The sequence below is a fragment of the Nocardioides albidus genome (genome assembly GCF_006335005.1).
GTDB lineage: Bacteria > Actinomycetota > Actinomycetes > Propionibacteriales > Nocardioidaceae > Nocardioides > Nocardioides albidus.
Genome location: NZ_VDMP01000017.1, coordinates 13,695 through 25,088, shown reverse-complemented (window position 1 = coordinate 25,088; position 11,394 = coordinate 13,695). Strand labels below are relative to the sequence as shown.

Below are 11,394 nucleotides of genomic sequence, written 5' to 3'. Positions count from 1 at the left end.
ACGCCTAGCGTCGAGAACATGTCGTCGTACGAAGAGATCGCCAGCCCCGCCGACCTGCACGCCGACTGCCAGGCAGTCAGCCACCGCCTCCAGGAGGCCGCGGTGCGCGCGACCCGGCCCGCCCCGAGCATCCACTTCGACGAGCGCCGGCGCGAGGTCCCCAAGCGCGGGATCGAGATCTCCGAGGCCGCCCAGCGCCTGGCCAACGCGCTGCACCTCCACCTGGACTGAATGTCGAGTTGCCACTTTCTCACCCTTGAATTGCCAGAACCGCACGGGTCGCCCGTGCGGTTCTGGCAATTCAAGGGTGAGAAAGTGGCAACTCAACCCATCAGTTGAAGGAGTCTCCGCAGGCGCAGGAGCCCGTGGCGTTGGGGTTGTCGATCGTGAAGCCCTGCTTCTCGATGGTGTCGACGAAGTCGATGACCGCGCCGTTGAGGTAGGGGACGCTCATCCGGTCGACGACGACGGCGACGCCGTCGAAGTCGGTGACGACGTCACCGTCGAGGGTGCGCTCGTCGAAGAAGAGCTGGTAGCGCAGTCCCGAGCAGCCTCCGGGCTGGACCGAGATGCGCAGGGAGAGGTCGTCGCGCCCCTCCTGCTCGAGCAGGCTCTTGACCTTGGTGGCCGCCACCGGGCTCAGGTTGATCTGGTCCTCACGGCGCTCGAAGTCCACCGGGGCCGCGACGGTCGTCGTGGTCGCGCCAGGGGCCTCGTGGCTGTGGCCGCCTCCGCAGCAGCTGTCGCTCATGCTCACTCCAGGGTGTCTCAGTCTGTGTAGCCGAAGGGTGTTCGACTAGCCCAATGGTCGCACAGTGATGGTTATTCCCCCCAGACGAGAACCGGCTTCACGACCGTGCCCGCCTTCGCGTCGGCCACGGCGTCGGCGATCTTCTCGAACGGGTACGTCGTGACCAGGTGGTCCACGTCGAACCTGCCGGCCCCGCGCAGCGCGATCAGCTCGGGGATGGTGACCAGCGGGTCGGCCTCCCCCTCGACCGAGGAGCGCACGACCTTCCCGGACTGGAGCAGGTCGATCGCGTCGATGGTGTACTCCGGCGCCCCCAGGCCGAGCGCGACCAGAAGGCCGCGCGAGCGCAGGGAGCGCTGGGCCTGCAGCACCACCGCCGGGATCGCCGTGGTGTCGATGGCGTACGCCGCACCGCCGCCGGTCAGCTCGCGGACCCGGTCCTCGACGGGCGCGGCGCCCTCCTCGCCGGGGTCGAGAGCGATCGCGCCGTAGCCCTCGGCGATCTCGCGGCGGGTCGCGACGGGGTCGACGGCGATCACGGTCTCCACGCCGGCTCCGCGCGCGACGGCGATCGCCGCGAGTCCCACCGCGCCCGCGCCGTACACGACGATGCTCTCGCCGGGCGCGGGGTCGAGGACGTTGAGCACCGTGCCGGCCCCGGTCTGGAAGCCGCAGGCGAAGGGGGCCAGCCGCGCGAGGTCGAGCGCCTTGTCGACGACGACGCAGTTGTCGGCGTACGCCAGGGCGTGGCGGGCGAGGCTGGACTGTCCGAAGAAGTTGCCGAAGACGGTCTGCTCGGTGCCGTCGGCACGGGTGCGGCTCAGGGTGGTCGAGCCGTCGGCGCGCATGCCCATGTAGTTGAGCAGCAGCGACTCCTCGCAGTAGCCGACGTCGCCGGCCCGGCAGGGCCCGCACCGGCGGCAGGAGCGGAAGCTGAGCACGACGTGGTCGCCGACCTCGATGCCGGAGACTGCGGCGCCGACCCTCTCCACCACGCCGGTGCCCTCGTGGCCGACGACGGTCGGCAGCATCTCCTGCGGGAGCATCGTCGGGACGGTCAGGTCCGTGTGGCACAGGCCGGTGGCGACGATGCGGACCAGCACCTCGTCGTCACGCGGCTCCTCGAGCTCGACGTCGGCGACGACGAACTCGCCGCCCGGCTCCTCGACGAGATACGCGGTCGTCTTCATGACCGCAATCTAGAACACGTTCCACCACGACGCGAGCGGTTCACTCCGACCAGGTGCGGGCGACGCGCGCCGCGAGATCGGCCAGCGCGCCCGCCGGGTCGGCGAACGCGCGCTCCTCCCCCACCGCATCGACCAGGGAGTAGGCCGCGTCCATGCCCAGCGCCCGCATCTCCCGGGAGCCGACGAGCACCTGACCGGCGAGCGCGACGCAGGGGCGCAGCGCCTCCGCCGCGACGGCCGCCACCCCGGCCGGGACCTTGCCGGCCCGGCTGCTGAAGTCGAAGGCACCCTCCCCGGTGATCACGAGGTCGGCGTGACGCGCCTGACGGGCCAGCCCCACCGCCTCGGCGACCAGCTCGATCCCCGAGACGCGGACCCCTCCGAGCAGCATGAGGGCGAACCCCAGGCCGCCCGCCGCGCCCGCCCCCGGCTGGAGCGCCACCCTCCGGTCGGTGGCCGCCGCGAAGCTCTCCAGGAAGCCGTCGAGCAGGACCTGGGCCTCCTCGTCGAGGCCCTTCTGGGCGCCGAAGGTCTTGCTCGCGCCGAACAGGCCGGTGAGCGGACTGTCGACGTCGGTCGCGGCGATGATCTCGACGCCGTCCACCAGTCCGCGGGCGATGCTGAGGTCGACCCGGGTGACCCCGTCGAGGAAGATCCCGCCCACGTCGAGCGCCACGTCCGCATCGGCTCCCAGCGCCGCCAGCAGACCGGCTCCGCCGTCGTTGGTGCCCGAGCCCCCGAGCCCGACCACCACCCGGCTGGCCCCCGCGTCGACCGCCTCGAGGAGGAGGCGGCCGACCCCGACCGTCGTACCGAACTCGCCGAGCCTGCCCCCGGTCAGGTGCACCCCGCAGACCTGGGCACTCTCGACGTAGACGGTGTCGCCGACCCGGAGGATGGTCGCGGGCACCTCGTGGCCCTGCGGAGCCTCGGCGACGACGGCGAGCAGCTCGCCGCCGAGGGTGGCGTGGAGGACGTCCACGAAGCCCGGACCGCCGTCCGACATCGGGGCCAGCACCACCTCGTCGTCCGGGGCGTACCGGCGCCAGCCGGCCGCGATCGCCTTGGCGGCCTCGACCGCGGTGAGCGTGCCCGCGAACTTGTCGGGGGCCACCAGGATGCGCATGCGCTCATCATGGTGGACGGCGGCCGCAGCCGTGCGGCAAGGCCGGATCCACGGTTCGGCCGGTCGGGAGGGTCCGCGCACCCCAAACTAGGATGGGCCCATGACCACCGTGGACCTCCCGCTGCTGCCGCTGGGCCGTGGCACGGACGCGCTCTCCGAGCGCGGCGTCGACTGCCCGGGCGACCTTCCGGCACCCAGCGACCCGGATCTCGTGGCGCGGGCCCGTGCGGCCAAGGAGAAGCTCGGCGAGCGGCTGTTCGTGCTGGGCCACCACTACCAGCGCGACGAGGTCATCCAGTTCGCCGACGTCACCGGCGACTCCTTCAAGCTGGCCCGCGACGCCGCGGCGCGCCCGGACGCGGAGTTCATCGTCTTCTGCGGCGTCCACTTCATGGCCGAGTCCGCCGACATCCTCACCGCGCCGGAGCAGAAGGTCATCCTGCCCGACCTGGCTGCCGGATGCTCGATGGCCGACATGGCGCGCATCGCCCAGGTCGAGCAGGCCTGGGAGGCCCTGGCCGAGGCCGGGATCCAGGACTCCGTCGTCCCGGTGACCTACATGAACTCCAGCGCCGCGATCAAGGCGTTCTGCGGGCGCAACGGCGGCGTGGTGTGCACCTCGTCCAACGCCGAGGTCGCCCTCGAGTGGGCCTTCCAGCAGAAGGGCGCCGACAACAGGGACACCAAGGTCCTGTTCCTGCCCGACCAGCACCTCGGCCGCAACACCGCGGTCCTCCAGCTGGGCTACTCCCTCGACGAGTGCGTCGTGTGGAACCCCTTCAAGCCCAACGGCGGCCTGAGCGCCGAGGAGCTCGCCGGCGCTCGGGTGATCCTGTGGAAGGGCCACTGCTCGGTCCACGGCAGGTTCTCCGCCGACGTCATCGACGAGCTGCGCGCCAAGGTGCCGGACCTCAACGTCGTGGTCCATCCGGAGTGCCAGCACGAGGTCGTCCTCAATGCCGACCTCGTCGGCTCGACCGAGTTCATCATCAAGACGATCGAGTCCGCTCCCGCCGGGTCGAGCTGGGCGATCGGCACCGAGCTCAACCTCGTGCAGCGCCTCGCCAGGACGCATCCGGACAAGAACATCATGTTCTTGGACCGCAACGTCTGCTACTGCGCCACGATGAACCGGATCGACCTGCCCCACCTCGTGTGGGCCCTGGAGAGCCTCGCCGAGGGCGTGGTCGTCAACCAGATCGAGGTCGACCCGCAGACCGAGGCCGAGGCGCTCGTCGCCCTGCAGCGCATGCTGGACCTCCCCGGAAAGACCCACCGTGACTGACGGCACCGAGCCGATCGATTCCCCTCTGGTCAGGAAGGCCTGAGCGTGTTCAAGCGCACCAAGTCCCCCGCTGCCGACGAGCAGGCCGCTGCCGAGCCGAAGCCCGGCGGCAAGGGTCGTCCGACCCCCACCCGCAAGGAGGCGGAGGCGGCCGCGAAGGCCCGTGCGAAGGCGCCCACCGATCGCAGGGAGTCCGCGCGCCGCCAGCGTGAGTACCGCGCCGAGGAGAGCCGTAAGATCCGCCAGGGCATGAAGAGCGGCGACGAGCGCTACTTCCTCCCGCGCGACAGGGGACGGGTCCGTCGCTTCATCCGCGACTACGTCGACCGCCGCTTCTCCATCGTCGAGATGGTCATCCCGCTGATGATCGTGGGCCTGCTGCTCGGCTACACCGGCAACTCCGCGCTCGTGCAGGCCAGCAGCATGGTCCTGCTCGCCACGGTGCTGTTCGTGGTCACCGACATGCTGCTGCTCCGCTTCCGCCTGCGCCGGGAGCTGAAGGCGCGCTTCCCCGACGAGTCGCTCAAGGGGACGACCTACTACGCCCTCACCCGATCGATGCAGATGAAGTTCATGCGCCTGCCCAAGGCCCGGGTCAAGATCGGCCAGCCGCTGCCCGAGGACTACGACCGGTAGCCGACCGCCCCGGCGCCCATTCTCAGCCGAGGACCTCGGAGCGACGGGGCGAGCGGGTGAGGGCGGGGTCGGTGGTGACGACGCCGTCGAGCGCCCGGTCGATCGCGGCGAGCGTGTCGGCGTCCAGCGTGATGCCGGCGGCCCTCACGTTCTCGGTGACCTGCTCGGGTCGGCTGGCGCCGATGATCGCGGCCGACACGTTGTCGTTCTGCAGCACCCAGGCGACGGCGAGCTGCGCGAGGGAGAGCCCGACCTCGTCCGCGATCGGCTGCAGCAGCTGGACCCGCTCGAGAACGTCGTCACGCAGCCACCGGCTGATGTCGTTGGCGCCACCCTTCTCGTCGGTGGCGCGGGAGCCGGCCGGCGGCGGCTGGCCCGGCCGGTACTTGCCCGTCAGCACGCCCTGGGCGATGGGCGACCACACGATCTGCCCGATGCCGAGCTCCTTCGAGGTCGGGACGACCTCCGCCTCGATGACGCGCCAGAGCATGGAGTACTGCGGCTGGTTGGACACGAGCGGCACCCGCAGCTCGCGGGCGAGCTCCGCGGCCGCACGGATCTCCTCCGCGCGCCACTCCGAGACGCCGATGTAGAGAGCCTTGCCCGAGCGGACCACGTCGGCGAAGGCGACCATGGTCTCCTCCAGGGGCGTCTCGTGGTCGTAGCGGTGCGCCTGGTAGAGGTCGACGTACTCGGTGCCCAGTCGCCGCAGGGATCCGTCGATCGACTCCATGATGTGCTTGCGCGACAGCCCGTGGTCGTTGTGCTTGCCCGGACCGGTCGGCCAGAAGACCTTCGTGAAGATCTCCAGACCCTCACGCCGCTCCCCGGCGAGAGCCCTCCCGAGCACCGTCTCGGCGGCGGTGTTGGCGTAGACGTCCGCGGTGTCGAAGGTCGTGATCCCCTCGTCGAGGGCCCGACGCACGCAGGCCAGCGCGCCGTCCTCCTCCACCTGCGAGCCGTGCGTGATCCAGTTGCCGTAGGCGATGGCCGAGATGCGGAGCCCACTCGCGCCGAGGTTGCGAATCTCCATGCCCCCGACCCTAGTGGCCGGTGCCACCTCCGGGCCCTGACAGGATGACCGGCATGGTCTCCGCTGACGTCTCCGTACGGGTCGCCTGGCCGGCGGACGCCGCCGGGATCGCGACCGTCCAGCTCGGAGCCTGGCAGCAGCGGTACGACGCCGACGCGGCCCCGGACGCTGCCGCCCTTGCCGAGGCCTGGCGCCGGTCCCTCTCCCGGCCTCCCGAGGCGCGCCGCCGTGCACTCGTCGCGCTGGCCGCCGACCGCGTGGTCGGCTTCGCGCTGACCGGGCCCAACGACGATCCCGACGCCGACCCCGTCGTCGACGGCGAGATGGCCGAGTTCACCGTCGGTCCGGGAGACACCCGCGCCGGCCACGGCTCGCGGCTCCTGCAGGCCTGCGCCGACACTCTCCAGGCCGACGGCTTCAACCGGGCGGTGTGCTGGGTCGACGCCGCGGACGACACGCTCCGCGCGTTCCTGTCGAGCGCGGGGTGGGAGCCCGACGGCGCGAGCCGCGAGCTGGCCGACGAGTCCGGTGCCACCCTCAAGCAGGTCCGGCTGCACACCTCTCTCCTGGCCTGATCCCCATCTCGTGCGCCCGGCCTGACCGACGAGGTGCCGGTCGCGGACCTCCGAGGTGCCAGAGAACGCCCGCACAGTGGACCAGGTCTGGCACCTGGGCGGTACCAACCTGGCACTTCGGCGGTACCAAGGTGGCACCTCGGCGGTACCAACCTGGCACCTCGGCGGTCAGGGGAGGTCGAGGAAGTGCTCGAGGCCGACGGTGAGCCCGGGGAAGTCGCCGATCCTGCGGACGCCGGTCAACACACCGGGGGTGAAGGAGACCCGGTCGAGGGAGTCGTGACGGATGGTGAGCGTCTCGCCGAGTCCGCCGAGGATGACCTCCTGGTGCGCGACCAGTCCCCGGATCCGCAGGCCGTGGACGCGCACGCCGTCGACGTCGGCGCCCCGCGCCCCGTCGAGGCTCGTGCTCGTGGCGTCGGGGATCGGCGGGCTGCCGGCGTCGCGGCGGGCCGCGGCGATCAGCTCGGCGGTACGACGCGCCGTACCGCTCGGGGCGTCGGCCTTGGTGGGGTGGTGGAGCTCGACGACCTCGACCGACTCGAAGAAGGGCGCCGCGATGGCGGAGAAGCGCATCATCAAGATGGCGCCGATGGAGAAGTTCGGCGCGATCAGGACGCCGGTGCCGGGACTGTCGGCCAGCCAGCCGCGCAGGGTGTCGAGGCGCCCGTCATCGAATCCCGTCGTCCCCACCACCGCGTGGATGCCGTTCTCGATGCAGAAGCGCAGGTTGTCCATGACGACGTCGGGATGGGTGAAGTCGACGACCACGCGGGTGCCGCTCTCGACGAGCGAGGAGACCGGGTCACCCTGGTCGACGCCGACGGTGAGATCCATGTCCTCGGCGTCCTCGACGGCCTTGACGACCTCGGCGCCCACCTTGCCCCGGGCTCCGAGGACACCCACCTGGAGCCGCTCTCCTGCGGCCTGTCGCGCGACACGTGAACTCACGGCACCAAGGTAGTGCGTCACGCGGGCTCGCGTTCTGGCAGGCTGACCCCCATGGTGAACAAGATCCCGGCCCGGATCCGGTGGGCGGTGGACTTCATGGACGTCCAGCCCAACGACCACGTGCTGGAGATCGGCTGTGGCAACGGCGCGGCCGCCGAGCTCATCTGCCGGCGTCTCGAGGGCAAGGGCAAGATGTTCGCCATCGACCGCTCGGAGGCCGGTGTCGACCGCACGAAGGCCCGCTGTGCCGACCACATCGCCGCCGGAAAGCTCACCGTGCGTCAGATCGACCTGGCCACCCTGCGGGTGCCGGTCAAGCGCCTGACCAAGGTGTTCGCGTTCGACGTCAACCTGTTCTGGGTGCGCGACGCGCAGGAGGAGATCGCGCTGCTCCACGAGCGGCTGATGCCCGGCGGGTCGGTCAACCTGTTCTTCGACACCTCACGTCCCGAGCAGGTCCCGGACATCCTCGCCAAGGCGTCCGAGCAGTTGCGCGACGGGGGCTTCCGCGTCTACATCGTGGACTCCAAGATGCCGCCCGTCATCGGGATCATCGGACGGCGCTGAGCCCGGGCCCCGGTGGATCCGGGCTGGACCCGCCCCCTGTTAGCCTGCCGGGGCAGCATGCCCGGTTCCGGGCAGGCCTTCTCGGAGAAATGCGAACCCGCCGTGGTTGCGTGGTTGCCCCACGCGCCACCACGCCGGGCCCGTCACCCTTCGGGGAACCCGCCGGGAACGGACATGCGTCCTGACCCTGCGAGACCCTGGAGCACATGTGACCGACACGACGAACAGGCCAGCGCACCATCCGCGAGCCGCCGAGCTGGCTGACGCGCTGAGCACGCCGGCCGCGGACGTCGTACCCCACCCGGCCCTCGACCAGGCGGTCGAGGTGGACGAGACCGGCCGGCGGGGCCTGGACCCGGCCGTGTTCGGGGTCGCCGCGGCGGTGAGCATCGCCTTCGTCGTGTGGGGCCTGGTGAGCACCGACTCCCTCGGTACGGCGTCCGGCAAGGCGTTGGAGTGGGTGATGACCAACACGGGGTGGCTCTTCGTGCTCACCTCGAGCGGGTTCGTGGTGTTCGTCATCTGGCTGGCCATGAGCAGGTACGGCACCATCCCGCTGGGCCGCGACGACGAGGAGCCTGAGTTCCGGACCACGTCGTGGGTCGCGATGATGTTCAGCGCCGGGATGGGCATCGGTCTGATGTTCTACGGCGTGAGCGAGCCGCTCTCGCACTATGTCAGCCCGCCCCCGGGCGCCGGCGGCCGTGACGAGGCGGCGCAGACCGCGATGGCGACCACGATGTTCCACTGGACGCTGCATCCCTGGGCCATCTACGCCGTCGTCGGGCTCGCGATCGCGTACGGCGTCTACCGCAAGGGCCGCGTGCAGTTGATCTCCGCGGCGTTCGCTCCCCTGCTCGGCGACCGTGCCTCCGGCGGCGCGGGCAAGGTCATCGACATGTTCGCGATCTTCGCGACGCTGTTCGGCTCGGCCACCTCGCTCGGCCTGGGCGCGCTGCAGATCAGCAGCGGCCTGGAGATCGTGGGAGACATCGGTCCGCTGGGCAACGGAACGCTGGTGCTGATCATCACCGTGCTCACGATCGCCTTCGTCCTGTCGGCGATCTCGGGCGTCGCCAAGGGCATCCAGTGGCTGTCCAACATCAACATGGTGCTGGCCGTCGTCCTGGCGCTGTTCCTGTTCGTGGTCGGCCCGACCGTCTTCATCCTCAACCTGGTGCCGACCTCGCTCGGCAGCTACGTGCAGGACCTGGCGATGATGGCCGCCCGCACCGGCGCCGAGGGGCCCGACACGGAGGCCTGGCTGAGCATTTGGACCGTCTTCTACTGGGCCTGGTGGCTGTCCTGGACGCCGTTCGTCGGCATGTTCATCGCGCGCATCTCGCGCGGTCGCACGATCCGCCAGTTCGTCACAGGCGTGCTGCTGGTCCCGAGCGTGGTGAGCGTGATCTGGTTCTGCATCCTGGGCGGCACCGCCATCGACCTGCAGCGCGACGGCACCGACATCGCCGACGCCGGGGGCCTGGAGGCCCAGCTGTTCGGGACCCTCGACGCCCTCCCCCTGGCGATCGTCGCAAGCGTGCTGGTGATGGTCCTGGTCGCGATCTTCTTCGTCTCCGGCGCCGACGCCGCCTCCATCGTCATGGGCAGCCTCTCGGAGCGAGGGACGACGGAGCCCCGGCGCACCGTGGTGATCTTCTGGGGTGTGGCCACCGGCGCGGTGGCCGCGGTGATGCTGCTCGCCGGCGGCGAGGACGCCCTCACCGGGCTGCAGACGATCACGATCGTGGCGGCGCTGCCGTTCGTGGTGATCATGATCGGGCTCGCGGCAGCGCTCGTGCGTGAGCTCCGCACCGACCCGATGGTGGTGCGTCGCAGGTACGGCGAGGAGGCGGTCGAGCAGGCCGTCATCACCGGTGTCACCGAGCACGGTGACGACTTCGCACTCTCGATCGAGCCCGTCACCCCGGAGAACGGGACGGACCGGACCGACCAGTGACCGCGACGGCGCGCTGACGTCATGCGCTCCGTGGGCGGGAGCCCACGGAGCGCATGACGTCCGCCGGAGGGCCTGGGCGTGCCTAGCGGCTCGGCCCGACCAGCGCCAGCAGCTCGGGCCGGCCGAACACCTCGGCGGCGATCTCGCGGACCTGATCGAGGGTGACCGACTCGATCCGGGCGATCACCTCGTCGAGTCCCAGGACCTCGCCGTTGACGAGCTCGTTCTTGCCGAGCCTCATCATCCGCGAGCCGGAGTCCTCCAGGCCCAGGATCATCCCGCCGACGAGCTGGCCCTTGCCGCGGGCGAGCTCGTCCTCGGTGATCCCCTCCGCGGCGATCAGGTCGAGCTGCTCGCGGACCACCGCCAGCACCTCGTCGGTCCGGTCGGGCAGACAGCCGACGGCGACGCCGACCAGGCCGGAGTCGGCGTAGTGGCTGGCGAACGAGTACACCGAGTAGGCCAGTCCGCGCAGCTCGCGGACCTCCTGGAACAGCCGGCTCGACGTGCCTCCGCCCAGGGCGGTGTTGAGCACGCCGAGGGCGTAGCGCCGCTCGTCGTCACGCGTGAGCCCCTCGCGGCCGACGACCAGGTTGACCTGCTCGAACGGCTTGTCCACCCGCGCGTCCCCGGCGCCGACCTGGGGGCGCCGCCTCGCGGTGGTCGACCTCGGCGGCACCGGCGAGGCCTGGGCGTCGAGCCAATCGTGGCGGCCGAACGCCTTCTTCACCGCGCGTACGACGGCCGCGTGGTCGAGCGCGCCCGCGACCGAGACCACGGTGTTGGCAGGCACGTAGTGGCGGCGGTAGAAGCGCTTGATCTGCGCCGGGGTCATCGCCTCGATCGAGTCGGTCGTCCCTGCGATCGGGCGGCCGAGCGACGAGCCGGCGCCCCAGGCGAGCTCGGCGAGCAGGTTCTGCACGACGTCGTCGGGGTCGTCGTCGTGCATGGCGATCTCGTCGAGGATCACGTCGCGCTCGGCGTCGACGTCGTGGCTCGCGATGACCGAGCCCGTGATCATGTCGCCGAGCACGTCGACCGCGAGCGGGAGGTCGTCGGAGAGCACCCGCGCGTGGAAGCAGGTGTACTCCTTCGCGGTGAACGCGTTGAACTCACCGCCCACCGCGTCGAGCTCGATCGAGATGTCGAGCGCGGAGCGCTCCGCGGTGCCCTTGAAGAGCAGGTGCTCGAGGAAGTGGGAGGCGCCGTGGGTGCGCACGGTCTCGTCACGCGAGCCGACGCCCACCCACACGCCGACGGACGCCGAGCGGGCCCCGGCCATCTGCTCGGTGACGATGCGCAGCCCGGAGGGCAGTCGGG

Annotated in this window: 12 protein-coding genes; 6 read left to right on the top strand and 6 right to left on the bottom strand. The window is 70.9% G+C overall.

Going from position 1 to position 11,394, the window contains the following annotated elements; translation table 11 throughout:
* The first annotated feature begins 18 nt into the window (after positions 1–18).
* Positions 19–231, top strand: a complete 213-nt coding sequence (locus FHP29_RS04435) for a hypothetical protein (RefSeq protein WP_139621648.1) — start codon at positions 19–21, stop codon at positions 229–231.
* A 100-nt stretch (positions 232–331) separates the two neighbouring features.
* On the opposite strand, the gene erpA is transcribed toward FHP29_RS04435, so the two are convergent.
* The 3 genes from erpA to FHP29_RS04420 all read right to left on the bottom strand — a co-directional run bounded on the left by erpA (position 332) and on the right by FHP29_RS04420 (position 3,067).
* On the bottom strand, positions 332–751 hold the full coding sequence (gene erpA / locus FHP29_RS04430) for an iron-sulfur cluster insertion protein ErpA (RefSeq protein WP_240044305.1): 420 nt from the start codon (positions 749–751) through the stop codon (positions 332–334).
* Positions 752–822: 71 nt separating this feature from the next.
* Entirely contained in the window at positions 823–1,941 is a 1,119-nt protein-coding gene (locus FHP29_RS04425; RefSeq protein ID WP_139621647.1) for an NAD(P)-dependent alcohol dehydrogenase, read from the bottom strand.
* A gap of 40 nt (positions 1,942–1,981) precedes the next feature.
* Entirely contained in the window at positions 1,982–3,067 is a 1,086-nt protein-coding gene (locus FHP29_RS04420) for a glycerate kinase family protein (RefSeq protein WP_139621646.1), read from the bottom strand.
* A gap of 100 nt (positions 3,068–3,167) precedes the next feature.
* Here FHP29_RS04420 and nadA point away from each other — a divergent pair, with 100 nt between their 5' ends.
* Both nadA and FHP29_RS04410 read left to right on the top strand, forming a co-directional pair.
* A complete protein-coding gene (gene nadA / locus FHP29_RS04415) occupies positions 3,168–4,352 on the top strand; it encodes a quinolinate synthase NadA (protein WP_139621645.1) in 1,185 nt (394 codons plus the stop codon).
* A gap of 45 nt (positions 4,353–4,397) precedes the next feature.
* Positions 4,398–4,988 carry a DUF3043 domain-containing protein gene (locus tag FHP29_RS04410; protein WP_139621644.1) on the top strand — a complete coding sequence of 197 codons (591 nt, stop codon included), beginning with the start codon at positions 4,398–4,400 and terminating at the stop codon, positions 4,986–4,988.
* A gap of 22 nt (positions 4,989–5,010) precedes the next feature.
* Here FHP29_RS04410 and FHP29_RS04405 read toward each other — a convergent pair whose 3' ends face one another.
* The gene (locus tag FHP29_RS04405; RefSeq protein ID WP_139621643.1) at positions 5,011–6,021 is read right to left on the bottom strand and encodes an aldo/keto reductase family protein; all 1,011 of its coding nucleotides are present in this window, start codon (positions 6,019–6,021) and stop codon (positions 5,011–5,013) included.
* 53 nt (positions 6,022–6,074) lie between these two features.
* On the opposite strand from FHP29_RS04405, the gene FHP29_RS04400 reads away from it, so the two are divergent.
* Entirely contained in the window at positions 6,075–6,596 is a 522-nt protein-coding gene (locus FHP29_RS04400; RefSeq protein ID WP_139621642.1) for a GNAT family N-acetyltransferase, read from the top strand.
* A gap of 168 nt (positions 6,597–6,764) precedes the next feature.
* Here FHP29_RS04400 and dapB read toward each other — a convergent pair whose 3' ends face one another.
* Positions 6,765–7,547, bottom strand: coding sequence for a 4-hydroxy-tetrahydrodipicolinate reductase (gene dapB, locus FHP29_RS04395; protein WP_139621641.1), 783 nt, complete (start codon positions 7,545–7,547; stop codon positions 6,765–6,767).
* A 51-nt stretch (positions 7,548–7,598) separates the two neighbouring features.
* On the opposite strand from dapB, the gene FHP29_RS04390 reads away from it, so the two are divergent.
* Both FHP29_RS04390 and FHP29_RS04385 read left to right on the top strand, forming a co-directional pair.
* On the top strand, positions 7,599–8,114 hold the full coding sequence (locus tag FHP29_RS04390) for a class I SAM-dependent methyltransferase (RefSeq protein ID WP_139621640.1): 516 nt from the start codon (positions 7,599–7,601) through the stop codon (positions 8,112–8,114).
* Positions 8,115–8,322: 208 nt separating this feature from the next.
* A complete protein-coding gene (locus FHP29_RS04385; protein ID WP_139621639.1) occupies positions 8,323–10,074 on the top strand; it encodes a BCCT family transporter in 1,752 nt (583 codons plus the stop codon).
* A gap of 82 nt (positions 10,075–10,156) precedes the next feature.
* Here FHP29_RS04385 and FHP29_RS04380 read toward each other — a convergent pair.
* On the bottom strand, positions 10,157–11,394 hold a 1,238-nt coding region (locus FHP29_RS04380; protein ID WP_139621764.1), incomplete at its 5' end, for a M16 family metallopeptidase.

Excerpts from the sequence above, each read along its gene's own strand:
- FHP29_RS04400 (WP_139621642.1), top strand. The coding sequence starts at position 6,075 with ATGGTCTCCGCTGACGTCTCCGTACGGGTCGCCTGGCCGGCGGACGCC.
- FHP29_RS04425 (WP_139621647.1), bottom strand. The coding sequence starts at position 1,941 with ATGAAGACGACCGCGTATCTCGTCGAGGAGCCGGGCGGCGAGTTCGTC.
- FHP29_RS04405 (WP_139621643.1), bottom strand. The coding sequence starts at position 6,021 with ATGGAGATTCGCAACCTCGGCGCGAGTGGGCTCCGCATCTCGGCCATC.
- FHP29_RS04420 (WP_139621646.1), bottom strand. The coding sequence starts at position 3,067 with ATGCGCATCCTGGTGGCCCCCGACAAGTTCGCGGGCACGCTCACCGCG.
- nadA (WP_139621645.1), top strand. The coding sequence starts at position 3,168 with ATGACCACCGTGGACCTCCCGCTGCTGCCGCTGGGCCGTGGCACGGAC.
- FHP29_RS04435 (WP_139621648.1), top strand. The coding sequence starts at position 19 with ATGTCGTCGTACGAAGAGATCGCCAGCCCCGCCGACCTGCACGCCGAC.
- FHP29_RS04390 (WP_139621640.1), top strand. The coding sequence starts at position 7,599 with ATGGTGAACAAGATCCCGGCCCGGATCCGGTGGGCGGTGGACTTCATG.
- erpA (WP_240044305.1), bottom strand. The coding sequence starts at position 751 with ATGAGCGACAGCTGCTGCGGAGGCGGCCACAGCCACGAGGCCCCTGGC.